Origin of the sequence: Nocardioides sp. BP30 (assembly GCF_029873215.1) — a bacterium.
Taxonomy (GTDB): domain Bacteria; phylum Actinomycetota; class Actinomycetes; order Propionibacteriales; family Nocardioidaceae; genus Nocardioides.
The window spans coordinates 3,366,797-3,392,389 of record NZ_CP123620.1; the positions used below are offsets into that span (position 1 = coordinate 3,366,797).

Consider the following 25,593-nt stretch of genomic DNA (forward strand, 5'->3'; position numbering starts at 1 on the left):
GCCCTCGCTCCGTCCCAGCCGGGTTCACCGGATCGAGGCCCTGATCGCGGGCAGCCACACGGTGTCCACGAACTCCTCCAACTGCGCCGGCGTGGGCGTCTGCCGCCTGAGGGCGAACTCCCACATGAGGACCGCGTGGCCGAGGTTGAGCGAAAGGGCGGAGGGCACGCCGTTCAGCTCGCCTCGGATTCGCGCCTGCTCCACGTGGTGCGCCACCAGCTCGACGAGCACCTCGACACCGAAGACGCTGTGATGCGCGGAGGGATCACCCTCCAACGCGATGCCGCGCACCGCATCTCCGAACGGCCCGCACAGGAACTGCGCCGTGTCGTGGAGAAAGCCAAGCAGGTCGGCGCGCAACTCGCCTCGAGGGCTGCCAGGCCCGGGGGCAGATGTCCGACCGCGCTCGAGCAGTGCTTGGGCGAGCTCGACACGGTTGCTCCAACGACGGTAGATGACCGACTTCGCCGTTCCCGAACGCACCGCGACGGCCTCGATCGTGAAACCGGCCCAGCCATTCTCACCGAGCTCGACCCAGGCGGCGTCGAGCACCGCTTCCTCAAGCAGCCTCCCGCGGCGTCTGGTCTTCCTCTGCTCGGCGGCGACACTCACCCCTCCAGTCTGGCACCCCGCGATCCTGCGCGAGGTCGGCGACATGTGCTCGTCGAGGAAGCCGGCGGCTCTGGTCGCAGATCGGCGGCTCCCGGCACGCCGCCCGGCCTTCCTCGGTCCGAACGCGAGTCGAAGATGCGGGTGTTCTGCGACCGACGCGGGGCGAGGCGCCTGGCTTGACGGTGTAGTCGGGGTCAGCTCGCGCCAGCCCGAAGTGCGACGCTCAGCTCGATCCGGGCCGACTGACCCCGCGCCTGGTCGGTCGTGTCGCTACGACAGTTGCTCGGCCAGGGCCGCCAGGTCGGGCAACGTGAGGTCGAACCGGTCGGTCGATGAAGGTTGCTCGGCACCGGGTCTGCCGAGATACGCGGTCCGGAAGCCGTGCTCGGCCGCGGCCCGCAGATCCCACGGATGCGCGGCGACGAACAGCGTGCGCCCGGGGTCCAGCCGCAGTGTGTCGATCGCATACTGGTAGGCCGCGGGAGCGGGCTTGAACGTCTGCACGCTCCCGGTGGACAACACGACGTCCCAACTGATCGCACAGGTGTTCGCGAGCCGGCCCAGGCAGTCGAGATCCCCGTTGCTGACACCTGCCACCAGCCGGCGGCGTCGCAGGGACGCCGTCGCTGTCGCGACGTCGGGCCAGGCGAGGTACGTCGCGTCCAGATCCGTCACCAGCGCCGTGGTCGCCGCTGTCACGCTGCCCCCGAGAGCCACGAGAGCCTCGTTGGCTGCTTCCACCACGAGCCGGCTGTGCGGCTGCCACGCCGCGGTCCCGTCGATCACGGCGTCCATGCGCTCGTTCAACGCTCGCGCCCAGCTCGTGTGCAGATCCTCCGATGAGGCCAACTGCGCCTGACTCGCGAGCAGCTGCGCGGTCCTCGCCCAGGTGCTGTCCTCGTCGACAAGCGTCCCGATCACGTCGAACACGACCGCGTCGATCGCCTCCGCACCACCCATGTTCTGCGTCTGCATGCTCCTACCCAACCAGGTCCGTTCGACCGCCGACGGCCCGTCGTCGCCGGGGCTGGTCCTCAGCGCGGCTCACCAAGCTCGGCGCGCCGCAGCTGGTTCCCGTCGGCATAGATGCTGCCTTGAGCGGCGAGCAGAAGCCGGTGACCTCATCGCCCCGCTGCCATCTCGAGCATGCCGAACCGCTCCCGAAGAGCGGCCGGAGTGGCACCCTGGCCCTCGGACGACCGTCTGGCCGACTCTCGTGGGGAAAAGAAAGAACCACGCTCCTCAGAGGAGCGTGGTTCTTTCAACTTCTTCTTGTAGCGGGGACAGGATTTGAACCTGTGACCTCTGGGTTATGAGCCCAGCGAGCTACCGAGCTGCTCCACCCCGCGTCGGTGAATAGAACATTACTCCACCCTCCTACCGAAGCCAAATCGGGGGTGGCTCACGAGCCCGACAGCTTCTCGGCGGCCTGCGAGACCAGCTTCTCGGCCTGCTTGATCAGCTTCTCGCGCTGGGTGAACTTGCCCGCCTTCCCGGCGGCGTCGGCCTGCGCGAACAGGTCCTTGGCCTGGGCCAGCAGGGCGGCGGCGCCGCTCTTGGCCGGCGGCGTGGTGGGCGCGGAGGGCGTGGTGGAGCCGGTGGGCGACGGACTGGCCGAGTCGCTGGGCGAGGGGGTCGACGAGCCCGGCGTACCGCCGCCCGGGCTCGTGGTGGTGCTGCCCTCTCCCCCGTTCTTCAGTGCGTCGGTGAGCGCATCGCCCAGGGTCGGGCCGTAGCCGAGCTGGCCGTCGTAGGAGACCAGCACGTAGGCGAGCACGGGGTAGGAGGAGGGTGACCCGGTGGCCTGCACGGCGTACACCGGCTGCACGTACAGCAATCCCGTCCCGGTCAGCGGCACCGTGAGCAGGTTCCCGTAGACCGCCGAGCTGCCGCTGCGCGCGAAGGCGCCGATCACCTCGGCGATCTTGGTGTTGTTGCGGAACGCGTTGTACACCTGCGCCGGCCCGCTGGCGTTCTGGTCGAAGCCGGTGAGCAGGGTGATCTTCCCGTAGTCGGACGCCGTCGCATCCGAGTCGACCGTCATGATCGCCGCCAGGTTGCTGCGGCTGTCGGGCACGAACGTCGAGGTCATCGCCCAGGTCTTCTTGCCGTCCGAGGAGTCCAGGAACATCCGCGCCGGCGTCTGCAGGTGGCCCGCGACCGACGGCGACTCCGGCACCTGCCAGCGGTCCGAACCGCGCAGGAAGTCGGTGGCGTTGGTGACGTGGTAGCGCGCCAGCTGGTAGCGCTGCACCTTGTAGAGGTAGTCCGGGTAGCGCAGGTGCGGCAGCAGGTCGGCCGGGATGTCCTTCTTCGGCTTCACCACCCCGGGGAACGCCGACTCCCACGCCTTGAGGATCGGGTCGGGGTCCCACTCGTAGAGCGTGACGGTGCCGTCGTAGGCGTCCACCGTCGCCTTGACCGAGTTGCGCATGTAGTTGATGTCGTCGTTGGGCAACGCGCGCAACCCCGGCGTGGCCTGGGTGGCGTCATCGGTCATCGTGCGCAGCGACTCGCGCTCGGACTCCGGGTACTCGTCGGTGGTGGTGTAGCCGTCGACCACCCACTCGATCCGGCCGCCGGTCACCACCGGATAGGGGTTGCTGTCCAGCGTCAGCCAGGGCGCGACCTTGTGCACAGCCGTCTTCGGGTCGCGGTTGTAGAGCACCTTGGACTGGTCGTTGACCCGCTCGCTGAGCAGGAAGCTCGCCGAGCCGAACTTCACCGCGTAGAGCAGCTGCCGGAACGTCGAGTCGATCGCCACCCCGCCCTTGCCGTCGTACGTCGTGGTGGTGGCGTTGTCCGAGCCGTTGCTGCCCAGATCGAGCTCCACCGACGAGGCACCCTTCGGCCGCCCGACGACCGAGTAGTTCGGGCTGTGCTCGCCGTAGTAGATCCGGTCCTCGATGGGGCCGCCGCTGAGGTCGTCGACGTCGCTGTTCTGCGCCCACTGCACGTCGCGGCCCTCGGTGGTGTCGGACTTGTCGCGCTGGTTGGCGTAGGCGGCGATCACGCCGTCGCTGTGGGTGTAGACGGTGTGCAGGTTGGTCCAGTTGCGGTCGCTGCCGGTGATGCCGGCGTCCTTGACCTCGCGCACCCCCAGCACCACCGCCCGGTCCTGACCGTCGACGGTGTAGCGATCCACGTCCAACGGGTTCGTCACCTGGTAGTAGGACTTCACCTGCTGGGTCTGCTCGAACTGCGGTTGCAGCGCGACCGGGTCCGCTACCGGCAGCGAGGAGGCCTGCTCGTCCAGTGCGGAGGCGCTGGCCTTCGAGGCGTCGGCCGTGTCCGGGTAGTTCTGCTGCGCGACGTTGGCGTCGTCGATCGCGTACGCCGTCCGCGTCGCGGCGATGTTGGCCGCGACGTAGGACCGCTCCTTGTCCGAGCGGGACGGGTTGACCTGGAACCCCTGCACGATGGCCGGCCAGATCAGTCCGAGCAGCACCGAGGAGAGCACCAGCAGTGCCAGGCCGATGGCGGGCAGCTCCCAGGTGCGGCGCCAGATGTTGACGAAGAGAAGCACGGCACAGATCAGCGCGATGCCGCTCAGGATGTTCTTGGCGGGCAGCACCGCGTGGTCGTCGGTGAAGCCGATCCCGGTGAACAGCGGCCCGTTGCTGTGCACCAGGTCGTAGCGGTCGAGCCAGTAGTCGAGGCCCTTGAGCAGCACGAACGCGCCGAGGAGCACCGACACGTGGGCCTGGGCGGCAGCGGTCATCCGCTGACCACCGCCCTGCAGGCGGATGCCGCCGTACAGGTAGTGCACGACCACCGCCGCCACCAGGCCGAGCGCGGTGGCGGTCAGGGCGAAGTCGACCAGGTAGTGCCACCAGGGCAGGTCGAAGACGTAGAACCCGACGTCCTTGTGGAAGTGCGGGTCCTTCTGGCCGAAGGAGCCGCCGTGCCGCCACAGCAGGTACAGCCGCCAGCGGCCCGCTCCGGAGACGCCGGCGAAGATGCCGCTCAGCACGCTGACCCCGACCAGCAGCCAGGTGCGGATCGGCGTGACAGCGTCCCGGTAGCGCGTCAGGCTGCTGTGCTCCTCGGCGGGGCTGAAGAACGGCCGCGCGCGGAAGGCGAGCACCATCGAGCCGCCGATCGCCAGCGCCATCAGCAGGCCGAAGACGGCGAACAGCCCGACCTTGGTCCAGAACAGCGTGGTGAAGACGTGGCCGGCGTGGACCGAGTCGTACCAGAGGTGGTCGGTGTAGAACGCCGCGAACCGGTTGACCAGCACGATGAGGAGCACCAGCACCAGCGCAGAGGCGGTGAACACCCGCAGGCGGCTTGAGGACCGCGGGGCACCGACGGGGTCGTCGTCGTACAGCTCGCTCATGCGGGGCCCCCGTTCGGAGCCGGGCACGGCGAGCATCCGGCGGGGGTGCTCACGCGTCGCTCTCCAGCGTCGAGGCCAGCAGCTGGGTCAGCTGCGGCACCAGGTCCGCGCCCGCGGCGACCGAGGCGGCGTCGTCGTGCGAGCGCAGCCGCAGCGCACTGTAGGTGGCACCCGCGCGGGTGACCCCGGCGGTGATGCGCACCTCTTGCCGGGCCGGGTGGCTGGCCGCGAACGCGGCCGCAGCGGCCGGATCCTCGGGGATCTCCCCGCTCGCGTCCGGCGGAAGGACCAGACGCTCGACCACGGCGGCGCAGCCGACCACGCCCTCGGGCCACACCAAAGTGGGCAGGACGTCCTCGAGCTGGACCTCCGGGGCGAGCTGGTCCTGCTCGATCGGGGTCAACGAGCCCTGCGCCGAGGCCTCGTCCAGCCCCATCAGCGACGCCAGCGCCGGCTCCTGCGCGACCAGCGCGGCCGTGTCGACCAGCGCGTACAGCCGGGCCGGGCGGTCCCACCCCTCACCCGCCGCGTGCTCCTCGATCTCCAGCACCGCCGCAGCCAGCGCCGGGTCGGTGTCGAGGTCGTCGTCGAGCTCCCCGGTGAACCCGTCGAGGCCCTCGAGCTCGTTGTCGCGCTGCTCGTCGTACTCACTCATGAGGCACTCCCACAGGTCGGCAGGGTCGCGTTCGGGTCCTTGACCCAGGTCTGGATCGCCTTCACGGCCGAATCCATCGTGGTCACCTTGACCAGCCGCATGCCGCCGTTGTCGGCGCCCTCGGCATCGTTGCAGTTGTCGGCCGGGACGAGGAAGAGCTTCGCGCCCGCCTTGCGGGCGGCCGGGATCTTCTGCTGGATGCCGCCGATCGGGCCGACGCTGCCGTCGGTCTCGATCTCCCCGGTCCCGGCGATCGGCTTGCCGTCCGTCAGCGATCCCGGTGTCAGGGTGTCGTAGATGCCGAGCGAGAACATCAGCCCGGCGCTCGGGCCGCCGATCGCCGGATCGATGTCCACCGACACCTCGAAGGGGAACTTGTAGCCCATGCCGAGCGAGACCCCGAGGTAGGGCTTGCCGCTCTTCTCCCCCGGGGTGAAGGTGACGTTCGTCTGCTGGCCGCCGCGCAGGACCGTGAGCTCGACGGGCTGGCCGGCGGGTGCCGACTGGATCGCCTTGACCGCGGCGTCGGGCGAGGTGACCGACGCGCCGTCGACCTTCTCCAGCAGGTCGTGCGCCTGCAGGTGGCCGTCGGCCGGTGACTTCGGTACGACGGCGACGATCTCCAGCATCTGCTGCACGGAGACGCCGAGCTCCTTGAGCGCCACGGCCGTGGCGGTGTCCTGCGAGCTGGCCATCTGCACCGCGCCCTCGGTGGTGTCGTCCTGCTCGGTGCCCGAGGTGTCGGGGTAGACCGCCGAGCGCGGGTAGACGGCGGCGTCGCGGTTGAACCAGGCGCCGAGCAGGTCCCACAGGCCCAGCCGGGTGTCACGGCGGGTGACGGAGACGGTGGTCATCCGCAGCTCACCGCCGTCGCGGTAGACCTGGTGACCCGAGACCTGGATGATCGGCTTGCCGTCGGGGCTCTCGTCGCTGAGCACGTTGAGCGTGACGCCCGGCTGGTAGACGCTGTAGGGCAGGGGTGCCAGCCACGCGACCAGGAGCAGCACGACGACGGTGGAGAGCGCGATCAGGGCCGCCACGGAGCGCTGCTTCATGGCGCCACCTTCTCATCCGGGTCCAAGACGCACGCACACCGATGCCAGGGCGGTCGCGCGGGTCAGGAGGCGTGCTTCTCGGCGGTCCCCGAGCTCGGCGCCGAGTCGGATGCCGGAGCGGACTCGGATCCGGGCGTCGGTGCGGGTCGGCGCGAGGGCCGGACGGCGACGCCGGTGGAGCGCTCGCGACGCTGGCCGCCGGCGTACGGCTGCGGGGTGGGCTTGCTCAGCGCGGCCGCCATCCGACGTACGGCGACGTCCGGGTCGACCTCGCCCCGGCCCTCCCGGCCGACCCAGCCGACCCACGCCATCGCCACCACCGTGACCACCACGGCGGGCACCAGCCAGAGCAGGATCTCCACCCGGCAAGACTACGGAGCGGTGGGCCACGTACGGCGCAGGCACGCGGTCAGCGTCGTCTCTTCGGGACCGACGTGCCCGACCGCACACCCACCGGCTGGAGACCACCGCGGCGCTGCCGACGCTGCTGTAGCAACAGCTTCCGCTACGGCGTGCCGACCCACTCGTCCGTCCCGTCGGCGAAGAGCTGGTGCTTCCAGATCGGCACCGTCTGCTTGAGGGTGTCGATCAGGTCGCGGGAGGCGGCGAACGCATCGCCACGGTGGCCGGCACTGGCCGCCACCACCACGGCGATGTCCCCGACCACCAGGTCGCCGACGCGGTGCACCGCCGCGACCTGCACGTCGTGATCGGCGGCCACCCGCTCGCAGACCTCGCGCAGCCGGTCCAGCGCCGTCGGGTGGGCGCTGTAGCCCAGTCCCGTCACCCCGGCACCCCCGTCGTGATCGCGCACCCGGCCCACGAAGACGGTGAGGCCGCCACTGGCGGGGTCGTCGAGCGCGGCGCACACCTCGGCGACGTCGAGAGGGGCCTCGCGGATGTCGACCAGTCGCACGGCACTCACACGGCGACCCTATCCGGCGACCGCGTACCGTTGGGTGCATGAGTGAGACGCCGGGCCCCGAGGACCCGCAGAACCCGCAGAACCCGTTCAAGGGCACGCCGTTCGAGGCTCTCTTCGGCGCCGGTGGCGGCCTTCCCGGCGGGATGGACCTGAGCCAGATCTTCGGTCAGATCCAGTCCCTCATGCAGCCCTACGACGGCCCGCTGAACTGGGACGTTGCCCTCGACACCGCCCGCAAGAACGCCGCCACCACCCCCGACCCGACGCCCACGCAGCGGCAGAAGGACGCCGTGGCCGACGCCGTACAGCTGGCGGACCACTGGCTGGAGGAGACGACCGCGTTCCCCTCCGGCATCGTGACCGTCACCGCCTGGAGCAAGGCGGAGTGGATCGTGAACACGACCGACGTGTGGAAGCAGCTGGTCGAGCCGGTCGCGGAGTCGTCGGTCTCCTCCCTCTCCGGCGCGCTGCCCGCCGAGGTCGCGGCGATGGCCGGGCCGATGGCGGGCTTCCTCGGCAAGGCCGTGGGCGCCCTGCTCGCCAGTCAGGTCGGGTCGGGCCTCGGTGCCCTCGCGAACGAGGTGCTCAGCGTCTCCGACGTCGGCGTCCCGCTGGCCGCGCCCGGTCGGGCGGCGCTACTGCCGACCAACATCGCGCCGTTCGCCGAGGGTCTCGGCGTCAGCGAGGACGACGTGCTGCTCTACCTCGCACTGCGCGAGGCCGCCCACCAGCGCCTGTTCGCCGGGGTGCCCTGGCTGCGCGAGCACCTGATCGGCGCTGTGCGCGACTACGCGGCCGGGGTCGAGGTCAACCTGCAGGCCATCCAGGAGCGGGTCGAGGAGCAGATGCGGGGCGTGGACGTGAACAACCCCGAGTCGCTGCAGCAGCTGCTCGAGGGAGGCATGTTCGAGCTGCCCCAGTCGCCCAAGCAGAAGGCGGCGCTGGAGCGGTTGGAGATCGCTCTGGCGCTGGTCGAGGGCTGGGTCGACGAGGTGGTGGCTCTGGCTACCACCGACCGGATGCCCGCGGCGGGCAGGCTGCAGGAGGCCGTCCGTCGCCGCCGCGCCGCCGGCGGCCCGGCCGAGCAGGTCTTCGCCAACCTCGTCGGCCTGGAGCTGCGCCCCCGCCGCCTGCGCGACGCCGCGACGCTGTGGGGATCGCTGCGCACCCGCCAGGGCGTGGAGGCCCGCGACGGCGTGTGGATGTCGCCGGCGCTGCTGCCGACCTCGGCGGACCTGGACGACCCGCTCGGCTTCCGTGAAGGCGCCGAGGCGCCGGAGGCGCTGACCGAGGACGACTTCGACGCCGAGCTGCGCAAGCTGCTCGACGGTGGCTCGGGGCCCTCGGCGGGCGACGCCGGCGAGGACGTGTGAGCCTGCGCGAGGACGCGCTGCGGACCCTCGCCTCCTGGTCGCCGCCCACCGTGGGCCAGCAGGAGCTGCGGCAGCGCTACGTCGACTACCTGACCCGGCACGCCTCCGGCGTGCTGCGCGAGGACCGGCCCCACCACCTCACCGCCTCGACGCTGGTGCTCTCCGCCGACGGTGCGCAGGTGATGCTGACCCTGCACGCCAAGGCGCAGCGCTGGTTCCAGTTCGGCGGTCACCTGGAGCCGGGCGACGCCTCGCTGCTCGCCGCCGCCACCCGTGAGGCGTCCGAGGAATCCGGCCTGGCCGGCCTGACGCTCGATCCGGCGCCGGTGCAGCTCAGCGACCACGAGGTGCCGTTCTGCGGTCCGGGCGTGCACCACTACGACGTGCGCTTCGTCGCGGTGGCCGCCGCCGGCGCCGTACCCGCCGTCTCCGAGGAGTCCCTCGACGTACGGTGGTTCCCGGTGGCGGCGCTGCCCAGCGAGGACCCGGACATGCTGGAGCTGATCGACCTGGCCCGCCGTCGCCTCGCCGAGACGTCACCTTTCGCCGGTTGAGAGGTCACGTACGGCGGGTCGAGTGGCCACCGCTGTAGCGTCCCGCCCATGCGTAGCCTCCTGCGTCGGCTCTGGCCCACGCGCCGCTTCGGCCGGCCCGCCGGCGATGACATCTCCTACGCGCCGCGCTCCGACGGCCGCCCCCAACCGGGCGAGGTGTGCTGGGCCTGGGTGCCGTTCGAGGAGGACGCCACCCAGGGCAAGGACCGGCCCGTGCTGATCGTCGGGACACGCGGCTCGCAGTGGCTGGCCCTGATGCTGACCAGCAAGGACCACGACCGCGGAGCCCTCCAGCACGACCGCGACGGCGTCGCCACCGATCGCTTCGGCCACCGCTGGCTCGACATCGGCTCCGGAGGCTGGGACCGCTACCACCGCGCCAGCGAGATCCGGCTGGACCGGTTGCTGGTGCTCGACCACGTACGTCGGGAAGGGTCAGCGCTCGACCGACCTACCTTCGAGCGCGCCGTGGCGGCGGCGGGCCTCTCGACCGGCCGAAGGTGACGTCTCGACCCGCGGAAGGTGACGTCTCGGCGTCAGTCGAGCTCGTCGCCGGGGGGCGCCTCCAGCCGGGCCGCGGCCGACCACCCGGCCAGGTAGCCCTTGGCGCGCTCGGCCTGCGGGAACCTGTCCACCCACCCCCAGAACCGGGCGTTGTGGTTCGGCTCGAACAGGTGGGCCAGCTCGTGCACGAGCACGTAGTCCAGCACCCATGACGGCATGCCCTGCAGGCGCGCGGAGAGCCTGATGGTGCGGTCCAGTGGCGTGCAGGAGCCCCAGCGCGCATTCTGGTTCTCCACCCAGCGCACCGATTCCGGGATCGCGAGGCCGCCGAAGTAGCGGTCGGAGAGGCCGAGGGCTCGCTTGAGCAGGTCGGCATCGCTCGGCTTCCTGCGCTGCTCGGAGCGCTCGAGCCGGGCGACCATCGTCTCCACCCACTCCGCCTCCTGGCGGCGCGACATCGACGCCGGGATCAGCACCACGATGCGGTCGCCCTCGCGGTAGGCGGAGACGGTCCGCCGACGGCGCTTGCTCCGGCGTACCTCCACCTCCGGCCGAGCGGCGGCAGCGGCGGGGTCCATGAGGTGCAAACTACCCGTTGGCCCAGGCCAGGAGGCGCTCCCTGGGCCAGGTGTTGACGATCCGGTCGGGATCGATGCCGACCGCCTCGGCCCGCTCGCACCCCAGGACGAGGAAGTCGAGCTGCCCCGGTGCGTGCGCGTCGGAGTCGATCGAGAACAGGCAGCCGAGGTCGCGGGCGATCTCCAGCAGCCGGGTCGGCGGGTCCCGCCGCTCGGGCCGGGAGTTGATCTCCACCGCGACACCGTGCTCGGCACAGGCGCCGAAGACCGCCTTCGCGTCGAAGGTCGAGCCGGGCCGGGTGCCGCGTCCACCCGTGACCAGCCGGCCGGTGCAGTGACCCAGCACGTTCATGCGGGTGGTGGAGATGGCGGTGACCATCCTCCTGGTCATCGCCGCCTTCTCCATCGCGAGCTTGGAGTGGACGCTGGCCACCCGCAGGTCGAGCCGCTCCAGCATCGCATCGGTCTGGTCCAGACCACCGTCGTCGAGGATGTCCACCTCGATGCCCTTCAGCAGGGTGAAGTCCCCCGCCCCGGAGGTCGCGATGTGCTCGTTGACCGCCTCCACCACACCCAGCTGCTTGGTCAGCCGCTCCACGGAGAGCCCCCGTGCCACCTTGAGTCGCGGCGAGTGGTCGGTGAGCACCAGGTACTCATGGCCCAGCTCCATCGCGGTGAACGCCATCTCCTCGATCGGAGAGCCACCGTCGGACCAGTCGGAGTGGGAGTGGAGGTCCCCGCGCAGCCGGGCTCGCAGCTCCGCTCCCCCGGCGCTGAGCGGGCCACCGTGCGTGCGTTCGGCGTCGGCCAGCCGCGTCGGTACGCCGCCGGCGAGCGCCTCGGCGATCACCGCTGCAGTGCTCGAACCGACACCGGGCAGGTCCGTGAGCGTGCGGGCGGCCACCCGCTCGCGCAGCTCCCGGTCGCCCAGCGGCAGGATCGCCGCGGCAGCGGCCCGGAACGCCTTGACCTTGTAGGTGTCCTCGCGGCCGCGCTCGAGCAGGAAGGCGATCCGGCGCAGCGCCGCGACCGGTCCTGCGTCGTACTCATGCTCCGACACGCCGCTCCTCGATCAGGTATTTCTCCTCCACAGCCCGTGGAGATCCGTCCGTGCAGGTCAGCGCGGGATCCGTCGCCGCCGCCCTCCAGGATTCCACAGCGTCGTCCCCGGTTGCGCACAGTTCCTCCACGGCGAACGGCGAGTTGTCACCAGGCTTTCCACAAGACCGTCCACAGGCTGAGGATGGCCGGCGTTGACCCGTCCCGGCGGACCTCCTAGGTTCGTGTTCAGAGGAGACCCCCGGCGCCGCCGGACGTCCTTCGCAAGGGGAAGGCGAAGGACGATCCAGGCACCGGGGGTCTCTCCTATGCCCCGCACGGCGGAATCCACGCTGCGACACGCGGAAAACACGCGTGCCGCCCGTGTTGCGCAACGCGGCCCTGTGTGCCGTAAGGTCGATGCGGCTGCGGCAGACGCCGTGGGCACCGGCGGGCTTCCCTCTCAGACCCCGTCGCGACGACCAAGAGAAATAGGCAAGGAGGCCGTCATGGCGGAGAGCTGGAGCGGCGAGTTTTACTGCGTCAAGTGCAAGGAGAAGCGCGAGGCGACCGGTGAGATCAAGGTGAACGACAAGGGCACGAAGATGGCCAAGGCCGTCTGCCCGGTCTGTGGCACCAACCTCAACCGGATCCTCGGCAAGGCCTAGGCCCTGCCTTCGCGTACCTCGAGCGAAGACTTCGACCCCCAGGCCCTCGGCCTGGGGGTCGTTCGTCTCCTGTCCTTCGACGACGCCACCATCGGCTGACCCCCGCCCGCTACCGTGCCGGTCATGCGGACTCCGATGTTCACCCATGACCTCGGTGGTGGTCTCGCCCTGGCGCTACGCGATCTCTCCACGGTGGAGCGGATGCACGACCTGACGGTGAAGAACCTGGAGCGCCTGCGCTCGTGGGAGCCGTGGGCGCACGCGGAGCCGGATGTGGAGGGCTTGAGAGCGTTCACGCGGCAGGGCATGACCGCGTGGGTCGAGGGTCGCAGCATCCCCTGCGTCATCGTCGTCGACGGGGTCGCCGTCGGGGCGGCTGGCGCAACCATCGACGACTACGCGCAGACCGCCGAACTGGGCTACTGGATCGATGCCGACCACGAGGGGCGGGGTGCGGTGTCACGAGCCGTTTCCGCGCTGCTCACCGAGTTGTTCCACCAGCGTGGGATCCGGCGGGCCGAGATTCGCACCGGTACCGAGAACGCCAGGAGTCGTGCCGTGGCCGAGCGCCTCGGCTTCGCGCATGAAGGAACGTTGCGGGCAGCCCTGCAGGTGGGCGACGCCCGGCAGGATGTCGCCGTCTACGGTCTCCTCGCGGAGCCCTAGGCAGATGTCGTGACGGATCAGACGCCTCAGGCCTGGTCCCGCAACCTGTGGATGAGGCGCCACGCTCGCGGCGGATCCGTGTGACAGTGGGCGGGTGAGCCTCCGCCTGCGCCCCGGTCTGGTCGTCGTACGTCGCGACGACCGCCACCTGCAGGTAGGGCTCGAACCGCCGCGGCGGGCGGTGCTGGCCGACCTACCCGAGGTGCGGGCCCTGCTCGACGACCTGCAGCACGGTCGGCCGCTGGGATCGCTTCCGCCCAATGCCGGCGCCGCACTCGCGCAGCTGCAGCGGGCGGGCCTGGTCGGCCCACCCCCACCGACGCAGCCGACCCCGGCGCCGTCGGTGGTGCTGAGCGGTCCGCGTGCACTCACCGACGCCGCGTCGGTGCGCCTGCGGGACAGCGGTGTCCGGATCGCAACGGAGGAGCCGCAGGGAACGGTGCACCTGCTCCTGGCCCACGGCGCGCTGCGGCGCGATCTCACCGACCGGCTGCTGCGCGAGGGCACCGCCCACCTCATCGCTGTCGCCACTGCCTGGGGGTGGGAGCTGGGACCCTTCGTCGTCCCCGGGCAGACGGCGTGCCTGCGCTGCGCGGATGCCGCCCGCAGCGAGCGCGATCCCCGCTACGGCCTCGTGCTCGACCAGCTGGCGCGAGCCGCCGTGGCACCGGTGCTGAACCCAGCCGTGCTGGCGATCGGGCTCGGCTGGGTCGCCCGCGACCTCCTCGCCCATGCCCGCGGGGAGCAGCCGAGCACCTGGTCGGCCACCGTGCGGTTGAGCGACGCTGCGGCCGACGCCCCGCTCACCGAACAGCGGTGGCTGCGGCACCCGCACTGCGGCTGCGCCTGGGACGCCCTGGCGGGGTGAGGTCACCACCACTCGGAGTCGAGCTTGCCCTCCATGGCGCGCAGGTGCTGTCGCGAACACTCCGCGCAGAACCACTTCGTCCGCCCGCGCTCGACAGCGGTCGACCAGGTGAGGAGAGCCGTCGGGTCCTCCTCGACGCGACCGCAGTGGTCGCAGGTGCGTGCCATGACGCCAATCTAGGCGCCTCCTCGTGCCTCGAACATGGATCTGCCCGTCCGAGTCGGACTCGGACGGGCAGATCGTTCACACTCCCGCGATCAGGGGTGTCGGAGGCGGCCGGTCGCCGGCTGCAGCCGGCGCGACCGCCCCACGCTCACAGGACGCGGGCCAGGGCCAGCCGCGCCTGCTGTGCCGCCTTCTCCGCCTTGCGGCTGAGCCGGCGGGCCCGGGTCACGGCGCGAGCCCGGCGCCACTGCTGCGCCTCTCCCAGGCGCGCGGACATTTGCGCGCGCGCCAGATCTTCGAACATCAAGTTCATGGTGTTGCTCCTGATTCGGTCAGTCTTCATGTCAGTTCTCGTGTGTCCAGAGGTGGTGCTTGCGGTTCGGTCGGGTCAGGGTGTCGCTGTCGTGATCACGCGGCGACGTCGGACTTGCGCGGACGGCCACGCGGGCGCTTGCGCGGGATCACGATCCCCTGGAGGAAGAGCTCCCCACCCCAGACGCCCCAGGGCTCACGCCGGTTGAGGGCGCCCTCCAGGCAGAGCTCCTGGACCGGGCATGCCTGGCACAGGGCCTTGGCGAACTCGACGTCGTGCGGCGATTCGGCGAACCACAGCTCCGGGTTGTTCGCCCGGCACGGCAACAGCTCGTCGTCGACCCGATCGGCCTCGTCGTGGAGCAGACCGAGCGTGGGCTCGAGTACGGCGGTCATGTGTCACCTCCTTTCACTGACCTGATCGCGGTGTGTGTTTCGGACATCTGTGGGTGCGGCCCGCGGGTGCTGTCGAGCTCTTGGAAAACAAGAAGGCCGCGGATCCCGTTGTTCGGGTTCCGCGGCCTGGAGGCGACTCGGCTGTCTTCTCAACAGTCGGGCGGACTCGAGGGGGAACCCATGCCATCGCGACGCTTGGTGGCGAAGGCCAGCACACCCTGGGCAAGGGCGTACGTGCGGTCGGCACCCGTGATGGCAGCCGTGACACCGGTGGCCGGCGACCAGCACGCCGGCTGCGCGGCAGCGAGGGCGTGACCGGACGTGGGCATACCGAAGGACGGCTCAACGGACGGGCTGATCGTGATCGTGCTCATCGGGGCCACCTCCTTCGGTGCGTCGTCTCGGACTCGGGCGAAAGAACCGTATCCCGCCCCGCGATCAGGCGGCAAACGAATAAACGATCTTTTTTCGACGAATTCCTGCCACCGAAATTCAGGCGGATGCGGCGATCAACGCGAGAACGTCCTGCCCGTAGGCATCGAGCTTCGAACGCCCCACGCCGCTGATCCGGAGAAGGTCGGCCTGCGAGCCCGGCTTGGCCTCGGCGATCGCCTCCAAGGTGGCGTCGGTGAACACGGTGAAGGCCGGCTTGTTGCCGGCGGCCTCGCGACGCCACTCTCGCAGTCGCTCGAAGAGCTCCTCGTCGTACGCCGCCGGGCAGTCCTCGTGCCGGCCGCGGCTCTTCTCCGCGGCCGTGCCGAGGGGGCGGCCACACGTCTTGCACATCCGGGCGCGCCGGTTGGCCGACTGCGACGGCTCGGGCCGGGCCGAGGCCGGCAGCAACGGGTCGAGGAAGCGGGAGGGCTTGCGCGCCCCGCGACCCCCCGGTTGCCGCGCCAGCGCCCAGCTGAGCTGCAGGTCCAGCCGGGCCCGGGTCACGCCGACGTAGAGCAGCCGGCGCTCCTCCTCCACCGCCGATGGCGAATCGAGGGCGTAGCTGATCGGCAACGTGCCCTCCTGCAGGCCGACCAGGAAGACCGAGTCCCACTCCAGGCCCTTGGCCGCGTGATAGGTCGCCAGCGTGACTCCCTCGGCGACCGGAGCGTGCTGCTCGGCCGCGCGACGGTCCAGCTCGGCGACGAACGCGGTTAGGTCACCGCCCGTCTGGGCGAACTCGTGCGCCTGGTCGACCAGGGCCTGCCACGACTCCCACCGGTCGCGCGTCTGCCCGCGAGCCTCGGGCGGCCGCTGGGTCCAGCCCATCCCGGCCAGGGTCGCGTGGGTGGTCTCGAGCAGGCGCTGTCCCGCGTCGGTCGAAGGGTCGCCTGCCTCCTCGGAGCGGGCGGCACCGCGCAGCCGTGTCACCGCCTCCCGTACCTCGGGACGGTCGAAGAACCGGGCCGCGCCGCGCACGACGTAGGGGATGCTCCGGCCGGTCAGTGCCTCCTCGAACGTCTCGGACTGGGCGTTGATCCGGAAGAGCACGGCGATCTGGGACCACGGCCGGCCTGCCGCGTGCAGCCGCTCGATCTCCGCGGCGACCGCATCGGCCTCGGCCACCTCGTCGGAGCGCTGGTGGTAGGTGATCGCGGGGCCCGCCGGGCGCTGCGCCCGCAGGTCCACGCCCTGGCTGGCCGAGCCCCGCAGCAAGGTGTTGGCGACCTCGATGACCTGGGGCGTGGAGCGGTAGTTGCGCACCAGCTCCACCGAGGTCGTGCCCGGGAACTTCCGACCGAAGTCGCGCAGATAACGAGCGTCGGCGCCGGCGAAGGAGTAGATGGTCTGGGCCGGGTCGCCGACGACACAGATCTCGTTGCGGCCGCCCAACCACAGGTCGAGCAGCGCTGACTGCAACGGCGAGACGTCCTGGAACTCGTCCACGACGAACCACTTGTACTGTCGGCGGACCTGTGCCGCCACCCGCTCGTCCTCCGCGAGCAGGCCGGCGGTCAGCAGCAGCACGTCCTCCATGTCCATCCGGCCCTGGCTGCGCTTGACCTCCTCGTAGCTGCCGAAGACGCGGCCGACCGTCGCGGCGTCGAGGTTGTTGACCTCACGACCCCGGCGCGCTGCGACCTTCGCGTAGTCGTCGGGGTGGACGTTGCTCACCTTCGCCCACTCGACCTCGGCGGCGAGGTCGCGCAGCAGGGCCTGGTCGGACTGCACGCGGTGCCGCCGCGCGGCCGAGGCCAGCAGCCCGATCTTGGACTCGATCAGCTGCGGCAGCTCGGTGCCGTGCACGTGCGGCCAGAAGTAGCGCAGCTGGCGGAGCGCGGCGGAGTGGAAGGTCCGCGCCTGGACGCTGCCGGCGCCCATCGTCCGGAGCCGCTGTCGCATCTCCCCCGCGGCGCGGGTGGTGAAGGTGACGGCGAGGATCTCGGTCGGCGCGTAGACCCCGGTGGCCACGCCGTACGCGATGCGGTGGGTGATCGCGCGGGTCTTGCCCGTGCCTGCTCCGGCAAGCACCCGGACCGGCCCGCGCAGTGCCTCGGCGACCTGGCGCTGCTCCGGGTCGAGGGCGTCGAGGAGTTCGGCGGGCGAGGCCATGAGGTTGCGGCTCCTCGGGTCGGGGACGGGTGCTGCCCACACCCTAGATGTCGGGTCCGACAGTCCGGAGCGTCGGATCGGGGCCGAGCCGACGTCTCGGCGGCTAGGCTCGCGACGTGAGCGGGTTCGTCGTGCGGATCGCCCGTGCCGACGACGCCGCGGCATTCGGCCTTCTCCGGTTGGTCTGGGCGGCCGAGAACGGCGCCGACACCGCGGACCCGGGCTTCGCGGAACGCCTCACCTCGTGGTTCGCCGCAGAGACGTCGCACCGGGTGTTCTGGCTCGCCGAAGCCGGCGACGAGGCCGTGGGCATGGTGAACCTGACGCTCTTCACGCGGATGCCCTACCCCGCATCGGTCGACCTCCCGACGGCGTGGGGCTACCTGGCCAATCTGTTCGTGCGCCCCGCCGAGCGCGGCCGCGGTATCGGCGCGGCGCTCATCGGCGCATGCACGACGTACGCCGAGGACCACCGGCTCGCCCGGATCGTGCTCTCCCCCAGCCCCGCCTCGACCCCGCTCTACCGCCGTGCCGGCTTCAGCGCCGCGGACACCCTGATGGTGCGCACCTTCGGCTGACGCGGCACCCCCTGCTCACCCGCCGCGCGGGGAACATCCGCGCCGTTGGTTAGGTTGATTCCAGAGAAGAAGCCCCTAGAAGCCGAAGCGAGAACACCTGATGGCTGCCGAGACGTTCACGATGTACACGACCCCCTGGTGCGGCTACTGCCAGCGGCTCAAGGGACAGCTGGACCGCGAGGGCATCGCCTACGAGGTCGTCGACATCGAGCAGGTCCCCGAGGCGGCGCAGATCGTGGAGTCGGTCAACGACGGCAACCAGACCGTGCCCACCCTGGTCTACGCGGACGGCACGTCGATGACCAACCCGTCGCTCGCGTCGGTCAAGGAGAAGCTGGCGGCGCTGGCCTCCTGAGCAGGCCCCCGGCCCCGGCCCCACCAGCGCCGGGCCGGATCACCAGCTGCCGGGAAGCGCCTCGCCGTACCAGGCCTCGATCAGCGACCTGCTGATCGAGACGCCTCCGGGCAGGACGAGCTCGCCGCTCGCCGCGCCCGCGCGCAGCTCGGCGCGGGTGAACCAGCCCGCCTCCTCGATCTCGTCCACGTCGCACACGATGTCGGTGGTGGCCGCCACCCCGGTGAAGCCGAGCATGAGGCTGGCGGGCAGCGGCCAGGGCTGGTTGCCGAAGTACGTCACGTCCGCGACCTCGACGCCGGTCTCCTCCCTCACCTCGCGCCTGACGGCGTCCTCGAGCGACTCCCCCGGCTCGCAGAAGCCGGCCAGGGTGCTGAAGCGACCGGCGGGCCAGTGCGGATGACGACCGAGCAGGCACCGCTCGTCGACCGCGCCCGGCTCGCCGTGGGTGATCAGCATGATGACGGCCGGATCGGTGCGCGGGAAGGTGGTGTGCCCGTTCCCGCAGAGCAGCTCGTGGCCCTCCTTGACCGGGTCCAGCGGCAGACCGCAGCGCGCACAGAAGCGGGTGGCGCGTAGCCATTCCGCCAGACCGACAGCGTGCAGGATCAGCGGCGCCTCCTCGGCGCTGAGGTCGGGCAGAAGCGAGCGCAGCGGCAGCCAGGCGTCGGTGGCCGACTGCTCCGGGGTGACCACGGCGAAGTGCGCCACTCCATCGCGGATCCCGAGCATCAGCCGGGCACCGGCAGGGGCCTCGGCCGGCGAGACCCACGCGATCGCACCGTCCACGGGCCGGATGCGCGTTCCGGCCATCACGATGACCCGGGTGGCCGGATCGGCCCATCGATCGTCGATCCAGTCGGTGTCGGCACGCCGGGCGGATGCCCTGTCGTACCGCGCGCTGCTCAACCGCTCGTGCACATAGCTCACACCCGCACGCTAGCCGCCGCTCACCAGCCGCCCGGACCGGCCCCCGCGGCCACGATCCGCTCCAGCTCGTCCCGACCGGGCAGCGGGCCCGGCTCGACCAGCTCACCGCTGCGCACGTAGAGAAATCCGGCCCGGACCCGGTCGAGCGGTACGCCGCTCAGCTCCGCCCAGGCCAGCCGGTAGATCGCCAGCTGCAGCGGGTCGGCGGTGGCGCGTTGGTTGGTCTTCCAGTCCACCAGGAGGAAGCGCTCCCCCGGGCCGGCGTCGGGGTCGAGGTAGACGGCGTCGATCCGACCGCGGACGACCTGCCCGGCGAGGACGAGCGCGAACGGCGCCTCCACGCGATGCGGGACACGGGTGGCGAACGGGCCGGCCTCGAAGGCGGCGATCACCTCCTTCAGGTCGACCTCGTCCTCGATGCCGACGTCACCACGACCGGGCAGGTCGTCGACGTCGAAGAGGTCCTGCTGGCCGAACCGTGCCTCCACCCAGGCGTGGAAGCGGGTGCCGAACCTCGCTGCGGAGGACGGAGGCCGAGGCATCGGGCGAGCCAGCTCGCGGGCGAACTCCTCGGGCTCGTCCCGCAGCCGCGCCAGCGACGTTGCCGACAGGCTGCCCGGTCGCGCCACCTCGATGACGCTGCGACTCTCGCGGCGCGCCTCCACGAGCAGCCGCTCGATCTCGCCGTCCCACTCCTCCACGATGGCCGTCTCGATCATGTCGAGATCCTGGTCGGGCGCGACAGGGTCGGCATCGCGCACCCGCTCCGCGGCCCGGAGCCGCAGCTGAGCCTCGGCACCGGGGCCGGCGGGCGGCCACGGCCGGGCCGGGTCGACCTGCGCGTAGGGGTTGGCGGCAGTCCCACGCTCCGGCTTGTCCAGCCATCCACCTGACACGCCGTCGGGCAGGACATCACCCCAACCCGCCATCACCTCGCGGGTGAGCGACTGGAAGGGCGAGGGACCCAGCGGCGTCGTCCGGGGTGTCCAGACGTGACTGGTGACGCGCAACCGGTGAGCCGCGCGGGTGAAGGCGACATAGCCCAGCCGCAGCTCCTCCTCGGCGTCGTTGGCCTTGGCGGCGGCACGGTAGGCATCGAGGGCCTGCTTGTCGTAGCCCTCGAGCTGGGGCAGGTCGGCGGCGTCCCCGCGCAGCGGAGCCGGCAGCACCGACGGCGAGGAGGTCCACAGCGTGCGGCCCTTGGTCGAGGGGAACTTCGTCTCGCACATCCCCACCAGGAAGACGCTGTCCCACTCCAGGCCCTTGGACCGGTGCACGGTGAGCAGCTTGACCGAGTCCGCCTCGGTCGGGGTGGCCACGTCGAGGCCGTTGCCCTGGTCGTCCTCGGCGGTCAGGTACGCGAGCAGGGCCGCCAGGCTGACGTCGCCATCGACGGACTGGAACTCCGCCACGGCCTTGACGAAGAGGTCGAGGTTGTCCCGACGAGCGGCCGCGGCGGGACTGACGGCGGCGGCCAGCTCGACATCGGTGCCGAGGGTGTCGATGATCCTCCGCACCAGGTCGAGGAGCGGCTCGCCCACGTGCGTGCGCAGCTGGCGCAGCTCGGCGGCGAGCAGCCCGAACCGTTCGCGGGCCTGCGGGGAGTAGTCGAGGTCGCCAGGATCGGCGAGCGCGTCGTCGAGAGCCGGCAGCTCCGCGGGATCGATGCCGTCGGCGATCTGGAGCAGGTGGGCCTCCACGTCGGCCGCCTCCGCGCCGCGACCGCCGCGGCCGGCCACCTCCGCGGCCCGCACGGCGAGCAGCTTGAGGTCGCGCGGCCCGACGGCCCACCGGGGACCGCTCAGCAGGGTCAGCAGGGCGGCGTTGGAGGTGACGTCGTGAAGAAGATGCAGGGTCGCCACCACCTCGGCCACCTCCGGCAACCGCAGCAGCCCCGAGAGACCGACGATCTCGACCGGGATGCCGGCGCTGGTGAGCGCGTCGAAGACGAGCTCGGCGGTGCTGTTGTCCCGGGTGAGCACGCCGATCGCCGCCCAGGACCCCTGATGAGCGGCTGCGACGCTCCCGGCGAGGGCCGACAGCTCCTCGGCCTGGGTCTCGTAGACGGCCGCCGCCACCTCGCCGACGCCGGCTCCCGGAGCAGGCTCGAGCGCCGCGACCTGGGGATAGGCCCGCAGCAGGGGCGCAGCCAGCGCGTTGGCGACCTCCAGGATCCGACGGTCCGACCGCCGGTTGACCGTGAGCGGGTAGAGCGCGACGTCGCGCCCGTCGCGGGTCGGGAAGGTCTCGGCGAAGTTGAGGATGTTGGAGACCGAGGCACCGCGCCAGCCGTAGATCGCCTGGTTGGGGTCACCGACCGCCGTGACGGCATGTCCCTGGCCGAAGAGGCGCGAGAGCATCACGGCCTGGGCGACCGAGGTGTCCTGGTACTCGTCGAGCAGCACCACCCGGAACCTCTCCCGCTCGGCAGCACCGACGTTGGGCTGCTCGGTGGCGAGCCGGGCACCGAGCTCGATCTGGTCGGAGAAGTCCATCCAACCCAGGTCGCGCTTCAACCGACGGTAGGAGGCCACCAGCTCCAGCAGCTCGGTGCGCCGGTCGATCGTCGTGATCGCCTTCTCGATCGCTTCGCGATAGGTCTTGCGGGCCTTGCCGGCGAGCTCGGCGGCCAGCGCTGCCTCGAACTGCTTGCGTGCCTGGGCGTCGAGCTCGCGGACCTGCTCGGGCGCGCAGAGGTGCTCGCTCATCGCGCCGTCGAGCGCCAACAGGTACTGGATGACGGTGGGCGGGTGGTCGCTGAGCCGGTAGACCTCTCCGTTGAAGCGCTCCACGGCCCGCGCACCCAGCTGGTAGCGGGAGGCGTTGCTGATGACGGGCGTGTCGGGCTCGAAGCCGATCCGCAGGCCGTGCTCCCTGAGCAGGCTCGCGGCGTAGGCGTTGTAGGTCGCCACCGTCGGCTCGAGGACGTCCTCGTCCTCGCTCTCCGACTCCAATGCCCCCGCCCGCTCCAGCGCCGCGCGGATACGGTCGCGCAGCTCGGCGGCGGCCTTGGTGGTGAACGTCAGCCCCAGCACCTGGTCGGGACGCACCTGCCCGGTGAGCACCAGGTAGACGACCCGAGCTGCCATCAGGGTGGTCTTGCCGGAGCCGGCACCGGCGATCACGACGGCCGGCTCCAGCGGGGCCGAGATCGCCGCCCACTGCTGCGGGCTGGGAGCGTACGGCGTCTGCATCAGCGCAGCCAGCTCCTCCGGCGTGCCGATGGCGACGGGGGTCATGCGATCACCGCCCCGGCGCCCTTGGCGGGACACAGCGACAGGAAGGCGCAGCCACGGCAGTGGTCCCCCGCGATCGCCGGGAACTCCTCGCGTCGGACGCGCTGCGCGGTCGTCGCGAGTGCGGCGCGCAGCGCCTCCCGCTCGGGGCTACCGTCGGGGTGCCGGTCCTGGGACTGCACGACGGCGCTCGGGCCGCCCTCGAGGATGCCCAGCTGGACGAGCTCGGCACCGCCGGCGACGCGCCCCTCGACCGCCCCGTGGTCGACGGCGTACTGGTAGAGCGCCAGCTGGGTGTTGCGCTGCACCTCCGGGCCGCTGGGCGCACGGCGACCCGTCTTGAGGTCGACGATGACCACCTCGCCCTCGGCGTCCAGCTCCAGCCTGTCGGCGTAACCGCGCAGCACCACCCTCTCGCCGTCGTCCAGCTCGACCTCGGTGCTGAACCCCTGCTCGGTCGCCAGCACGGTACGGCGGTTGGCGCGGTGCCAGTCCAGGAAACGTCCCAGGGCGGCCCGGACGCGGTCGTACTCGATGGCCTTGGACCACGGCGTGCGGAAGTCGAGCCGGTCCCAGACGGCGTCGACGTGCTCCATCAGCGTCTCCAGTGCCCCCTCGTCCGAGGGCAGCTCACCGGTGGCGACGCGCTCGGCGAGCGCGTGCATGAGCTGGCCGAGATTGGCACTCTGGTGGGCCGGCGGCACGCCGCCAGCCTCCCGCTCGAGGAACCAGTGCATCGGGCAGGTCAGGATCGACTCCAGCATCGTCGCCGAGATGGCCACCGGATCCTCGGGCTGCACCAGCGGTCGCCGTGCCCGGGAGACCCCTCGCGTGCCCCACCAGGTAGCGGGGTCGGCGATGGGGACCTCATCCGCCAGGCGGGCCAGCCGACGTGCGGCGGCGTCGCGCAGCGCTGGTGAGGTCGCGGGGTCCGCGACCGTGCGCCGTAGCTCGGCCACCAGGCCCGGCAGGGACAGCGGCCGCTTCGGCCGGCCGACGATCCGGCGGACGTTGACGCCCAGCTCGGCCAGGAAGCGTGACGGCGTCTCGCCGTCGTCCTCGGCCGAGTCGACGGCCGTCACGACGAGCCGTTCTCGGGCGCGGGTGCAGGCGACGTAGAAGAGTCGGCGCTCCTCCATCAGCAGCTCGCGCGCCGAGACCGGCGGCACCAGCGTGCCGGCGTCGTCGGGGCCGGCGGCGGGGCCGATCCGGTCGGCCTGGAGCAGGGTGGCCCGCCGGCGCAGGTCCGGCCAGCCCTCGTGCTGGACGTGAGCCACCACGACCAGACGCCACTCCAGGCCCTTGGAGCGGTGGGCGGTGAGCAGACGCACGGCGGCACCGCGCGCACCGCGGTCGGCCAGCGTCTCGGCCGGGATCTGCTGGGCGCTCAGCGTGGCCAGGAAGGACCGCACCCCGACGTGGTCGCGCTTCTCCTCGGTCCGGGCCGCCATCTCGAACAGGGCACAGATCGCGTCCAGGTCGCGGTGGGCACGCCGGGCCGCGCCGCCGCCGGACTCGGCGCCGCGTCGCAGGCGCGTCGGCCAGGCGGTCCCTGACCACAGCGTCCACAGGAGCTCCTCCGCCGTCGCACCGGCGTCGCTCTGCGCGCGGGCACGCAGCAGTAGACCGGCGAGCGCCCGGGCACGCACCGCCTCGGGGCCCTCGAGCTCTGCCAGCACGGAGGCGTCGACGACCGCCTCGCGAAGCAGCTCCTTGGAGGGCCGGGGCGAGCGACCCTGCTGGTGGGCAATCTCCTTCTCCCGCACCCGTAGCCGCCTGCCGAGCCGACGCACGTCGCCGGCGTCGAGGCCGCCGAGGGCGGAGGTGAGCAGCGCCTCGGCGCGGCCCGGGTCGAGGAAGTCGACGTCGTCGGGGTCGGTGTTGTCCAGGTTGAGCACCGCCCGCAGCGCCTCGAGCAAGGGCGCCACGGCCGGGTCGCGGACCAGCGGCAGCTCGTCGGCGGCCACCTCGACCGGCACGCCGGCCGCCCCGAGCGCGCGCCGCAGCGACGGGATCGTCGCGCGGCCCGAGCGCACCAGGACCGCCATCTCGTCCCAGCCGATGCCGTCCTCGAGGTGGGCGCGGCGCAACAGGTCGCCCAGGTGCTCGGCCTCCGCACGGTCGGTGTCGAAGGTCAGCACTCGTACCAGACCGTCGCCGTGGGGGCCCGCGACGGCCTCCGGCTGGAGGAACGCCTGCCGGGCACCCTCCTCGATCGTGCCCGGCAGGCCGAGCCGACCGGCGATGCGCTGGGCGGCGATCAGGAGGCGTGGCCCGAACCGGCGGGTGGTGCGCAGCGCCACCACGTCGGCCGGACGGCCGTCACTGCGCGGGAATGCGGTCGGGAACTCGAGGATCCCGCGCACGTCGGCTCCGCGGAAGCCGTAGATCGACTGGTGGGGATCGCCGACAACGGTCAGGTCGCGCCCCTCCCCCGCCAACGCTCGCAGCAGCGCCACCTGCCCGGGATCGGTGTCCTGGTACTCATCCACGAAGACGTGACGGAACCGCTCGCGCAGCACGTCACGATGCGCCTCCGCCTCCAAGGTCGCTCGCCGGATCAGGTCGGCGTAGTCGGTGGCGCCCTGGGAGTCCAGAACCGTGAGGTACTGCTCCAGGAACAGACCGGCCGCCTCCAGCTCCGGCACCTCCTCCTGGCGACCGAGCGCCAGCAGCTGGGCACCGTCGAGCCCCTTCTCGCGCGCTCGGGAGAGCACCGCCTCCACCTCGCGCGCGAAGCCGCGGGTGCCCACCGCCCGGCGCAGCGCCTCGGGCCAACGCACGGACTCGGGATGGTCCACGAGCAGCTCGCGCAGCACGACGTCCTGCTCCGGGGCCGACAGGAGCCGCAACGGTTGCTCGTAGAGATCAGCCGGTGAGAACTCCCGGATCAGGCCGTAGGCGAAGGAGTGGAAGGTCGAGCTCAGGGCGGCGCCGGTGGTGCGCCCCATCCGGGCGGTCACCCGGTCGCGCAGCTGCTCGGCCGCCTTGCGGGAGAACGTCAGCGCGAGAACCTGGTCGGGCCGCGCCCCGCGCCGCTCGATCCGGTCCACGATCGCCTCGACCAGCGTGGTCGTCTTGCCTGTGCCCGGACCGGCCAGCACCAGCAGCGGGCCACCGGCATGGTCGACCACCCGCCGCTGGTGCTCGTCGAGCGGAGGCACGGCGGCGGGTGCCGGCGGCGGCTCGAGCCGGTACGACGTGGTCATGGGATCACTGAATCATGGTGCACCGACAGT

The 25,593-nt window shown here is 71.6% G+C and carries 25 protein-coding genes and 1 tRNA gene; 8 read left to right on the top strand and 18 right to left on the bottom strand.

What is annotated here, in order from left to right; genetic code table 11:
* Positions 1 to 24: 24 nt before the first annotated feature.
* The 8 genes from P5P86_RS15865 to P5P86_RS15900 form a co-directional block, all read right to left on the bottom strand.
* The gene (locus P5P86_RS15865; protein WP_280608419.1) at positions 25 to 612 is read right to left on the bottom strand and encodes a TetR/AcrR family transcriptional regulator; all 588 of its coding nucleotides are present in this window, start codon (positions 610 to 612) and stop codon (positions 25 to 27) included.
* A gap of 270 nt (positions 613 to 882) precedes the next feature.
* Complete coding sequence (locus P5P86_RS15870) at positions 883 to 1,587, bottom strand: HAD-IA family hydrolase (protein WP_280608420.1); 705 nt, start codon at positions 1,585 to 1,587, stop codon at positions 883 to 885.
* 300 nt (positions 1,588 to 1,887) lie between these two features.
* Positions 1,888 to 1,961: transfer RNA gene (locus tag P5P86_RS15875), tRNA-Met, on the bottom strand.
* A 53-nt stretch (positions 1,962 to 2,014) separates the two neighbouring features.
* Complete coding sequence (locus P5P86_RS15880) at positions 2,015 to 4,951, bottom strand: UPF0182 family membrane protein (protein WP_280608421.1); 2,937 nt, start codon at positions 4,949 to 4,951, stop codon at positions 2,015 to 2,017.
* Positions 4,952 to 5,000: 49 nt separating this feature from the next.
* Positions 5,001 to 5,606 (bottom strand): PPA1309 family protein, encoded by a 606-nt coding sequence (locus tag P5P86_RS15885; RefSeq protein ID WP_280608422.1) that lies wholly within the window; start codon positions 5,604 to 5,606, stop codon positions 5,001 to 5,003.
* On the bottom strand, positions 5,603 to 6,661 hold the full coding sequence (locus P5P86_RS15890) for a YlbL family protein (RefSeq protein WP_280608423.1): 1,059 nt from the start codon (positions 6,659 to 6,661) through the stop codon (positions 5,603 to 5,605). Before P5P86_RS15890 ends, P5P86_RS15885 begins: the two co-directional genes overlap by 4 nt.
* 62 nt (positions 6,662 to 6,723) lie before the next feature.
* On the bottom strand, positions 6,724 to 7,023 hold the full coding sequence (locus P5P86_RS15895; protein ID WP_280608424.1) for a hypothetical protein: 300 nt from the start codon (positions 7,021 to 7,023) through the stop codon (positions 6,724 to 6,726).
* Positions 7,024 to 7,166: 143 nt separating this feature from the next.
* The gene (locus tag P5P86_RS15900) at positions 7,167 to 7,586 is read right to left on the bottom strand and encodes a molybdenum cofactor biosynthesis protein MoaE (RefSeq protein WP_280608425.1); all 420 of its coding nucleotides are present in this window, start codon (positions 7,584 to 7,586) and stop codon (positions 7,167 to 7,169) included.
* Between the two features lie 38 nt (positions 7,587 to 7,624).
* Between P5P86_RS15900 and P5P86_RS15905 the strand changes: the two genes are divergently transcribed.
* From P5P86_RS15905 to P5P86_RS15915, 3 genes are read left to right on the top strand one after another with little or no spacing between them, the layout of a single operon-like run.
* Positions 7,625 to 8,959 (top strand): zinc-dependent metalloprotease, encoded by a 1,335-nt coding sequence (locus P5P86_RS15905; RefSeq protein ID WP_280608426.1) that lies wholly within the window; start codon positions 7,625 to 7,627, stop codon positions 8,957 to 8,959.
* Complete coding sequence (locus P5P86_RS15910; RefSeq protein ID WP_280608427.1) at positions 8,956 to 9,513, top strand: NUDIX hydrolase; 558 nt, start codon at positions 8,956 to 8,958, stop codon at positions 9,511 to 9,513. The genes P5P86_RS15905 and P5P86_RS15910 overlap by 4 nt, the downstream gene beginning before the upstream one ends.
* Before the next feature lie 48 nt (positions 9,514 to 9,561).
* Positions 9,562 to 10,017 (top strand): type II toxin-antitoxin system PemK/MazF family toxin, encoded by a 456-nt coding sequence (locus P5P86_RS15915; protein ID WP_280608428.1) that lies wholly within the window; start codon positions 9,562 to 9,564, stop codon positions 10,015 to 10,017.
* A 32-nt stretch (positions 10,018 to 10,049) separates the two neighbouring features.
* Here P5P86_RS15915 and P5P86_RS15920 read toward each other — a convergent pair whose 3' ends face one another.
* Positions 10,050 to 10,595, bottom strand: coding sequence for a M48 metallopeptidase family protein (locus P5P86_RS15920; RefSeq protein WP_280608429.1), 546 nt, complete (start codon positions 10,593 to 10,595; stop codon positions 10,050 to 10,052).
* A 10-nt stretch (positions 10,596 to 10,605) separates the two neighbouring features.
* Positions 10,606 to 11,655 (bottom strand): PHP domain-containing protein, encoded by a 1,050-nt coding sequence (locus P5P86_RS15925; protein WP_280608430.1) that lies wholly within the window; start codon positions 11,653 to 11,655, stop codon positions 10,606 to 10,608.
* 487 nt (positions 11,656 to 12,142) lie between these two features.
* Here P5P86_RS15925 and P5P86_RS15930 point away from each other — a divergent pair, with 487 nt between their 5' ends.
* The 3 genes from P5P86_RS15930 (at position 12,143) to P5P86_RS15940 (ending at position 13,835) form a co-directional block, all read left to right on the top strand.
* A complete protein-coding gene (locus tag P5P86_RS15930) occupies positions 12,143 to 12,301 on the top strand; it encodes a DUF5679 domain-containing protein (RefSeq protein WP_017934894.1) in 159 nt (52 codons plus the stop codon).
* Positions 12,302 to 12,424: 123 nt separating this feature from the next.
* Positions 12,425 to 12,967, top strand: coding sequence for a GNAT family N-acetyltransferase (locus P5P86_RS15935; RefSeq protein WP_280608431.1), 543 nt, complete (start codon positions 12,425 to 12,427; stop codon positions 12,965 to 12,967).
* Positions 12,968 to 13,061: 94 nt separating this feature from the next.
* Complete coding sequence (locus tag P5P86_RS15940; protein WP_280608432.1) at positions 13,062 to 13,835, top strand: hypothetical protein; 774 nt, start codon at positions 13,062 to 13,064, stop codon at positions 13,833 to 13,835.
* A gap of 2 nt (positions 13,836 to 13,837) precedes the next feature.
* Here P5P86_RS15940 and P5P86_RS15945 read toward each other — a convergent pair whose 3' ends face one another.
* The 5 genes from P5P86_RS15945 to P5P86_RS15965 form a co-directional block, all read right to left on the bottom strand.
* Positions 13,838 to 14,002, bottom strand: coding sequence for a hypothetical protein (locus P5P86_RS15945; RefSeq protein WP_280608433.1), 165 nt, complete (start codon positions 14,000 to 14,002; stop codon positions 13,838 to 13,840).
* Between the two features lie 146 nt (positions 14,003 to 14,148).
* A complete protein-coding gene (locus P5P86_RS15950) occupies positions 14,149 to 14,343 on the bottom strand; it encodes a putative WhiB-interacting protein (protein WP_512699387.1) in 195 nt (64 codons plus the stop codon).
* A 65-nt stretch (positions 14,344 to 14,408) separates the two neighbouring features.
* Entirely contained in the window at positions 14,409 to 14,708 is a 300-nt protein-coding gene (locus P5P86_RS15955) for a WhiB family transcriptional regulator (RefSeq protein ID WP_280608435.1), read from the bottom strand.
* 149 nt (positions 14,709 to 14,857) lie between these two features.
* Positions 14,858 to 15,082 (bottom strand): hypothetical protein, encoded by a 225-nt coding sequence (locus P5P86_RS15960; RefSeq protein ID WP_280608436.1) that lies wholly within the window; start codon positions 15,080 to 15,082, stop codon positions 14,858 to 14,860.
* Between the two features lie 118 nt (positions 15,083 to 15,200).
* Positions 15,201 to 17,255 carry an ATP-dependent helicase gene (locus P5P86_RS15965; protein ID WP_280608437.1) on the bottom strand — a complete coding sequence of 685 codons (2,055 nt, stop codon included), beginning with the start codon at positions 17,253 to 17,255 and terminating at the stop codon, positions 15,201 to 15,203.
* 116 nt (positions 17,256 to 17,371) lie between these two features.
* Here P5P86_RS15965 and P5P86_RS15970 point away from each other — a divergent pair, with 116 nt between their 5' ends.
* Both P5P86_RS15970 and P5P86_RS15975 read left to right on the top strand, forming a co-directional pair.
* Positions 17,372 to 17,833: a GNAT family N-acetyltransferase gene (locus P5P86_RS15970; protein WP_280608438.1), complete on the top strand. Its 462-nt coding sequence runs from the start codon at positions 17,372 to 17,374 to the stop codon at positions 17,831 to 17,833.
* Positions 17,834 to 17,933: 100 nt separating this feature from the next.
* Positions 17,934 to 18,188, top strand: a complete 255-nt coding sequence (locus P5P86_RS15975; RefSeq protein ID WP_280608439.1) for a mycoredoxin — start codon at positions 17,934 to 17,936, stop codon at positions 18,186 to 18,188.
* Positions 18,189 to 18,227: 39 nt separating this feature from the next.
* Here the strand turns inward: P5P86_RS15975 and nudC are convergent, their stop codons facing one another.
* From nudC to P5P86_RS15990, 3 genes are read right to left on the bottom strand one after another with little or no spacing between them, the layout of a single operon-like run.
* Positions 18,228 to 19,118 (bottom strand): NAD(+) diphosphatase, encoded by an 891-nt coding sequence (gene nudC, locus P5P86_RS15980; protein WP_280608440.1) that lies wholly within the window; start codon positions 19,116 to 19,118, stop codon positions 18,228 to 18,230.
* A gap of 20 nt (positions 19,119 to 19,138) precedes the next feature.
* Positions 19,139 to 22,357 carry an ATP-dependent helicase gene (locus P5P86_RS15985; protein WP_280608441.1) on the bottom strand — a complete coding sequence of 1,073 codons (3,219 nt, stop codon included), beginning with the start codon at positions 22,355 to 22,357 and terminating at the stop codon, positions 19,139 to 19,141.
* Entirely contained in the window at positions 22,354 to 25,563 is a 3,210-nt protein-coding gene (locus tag P5P86_RS15990; protein WP_280608442.1) for an ATP-dependent helicase, read from the bottom strand. The genes P5P86_RS15985 and P5P86_RS15990 overlap by 4 nt, the downstream gene beginning before the upstream one ends.
* Positions 25,564 to 25,593: the final 30 nt, after the last annotated feature.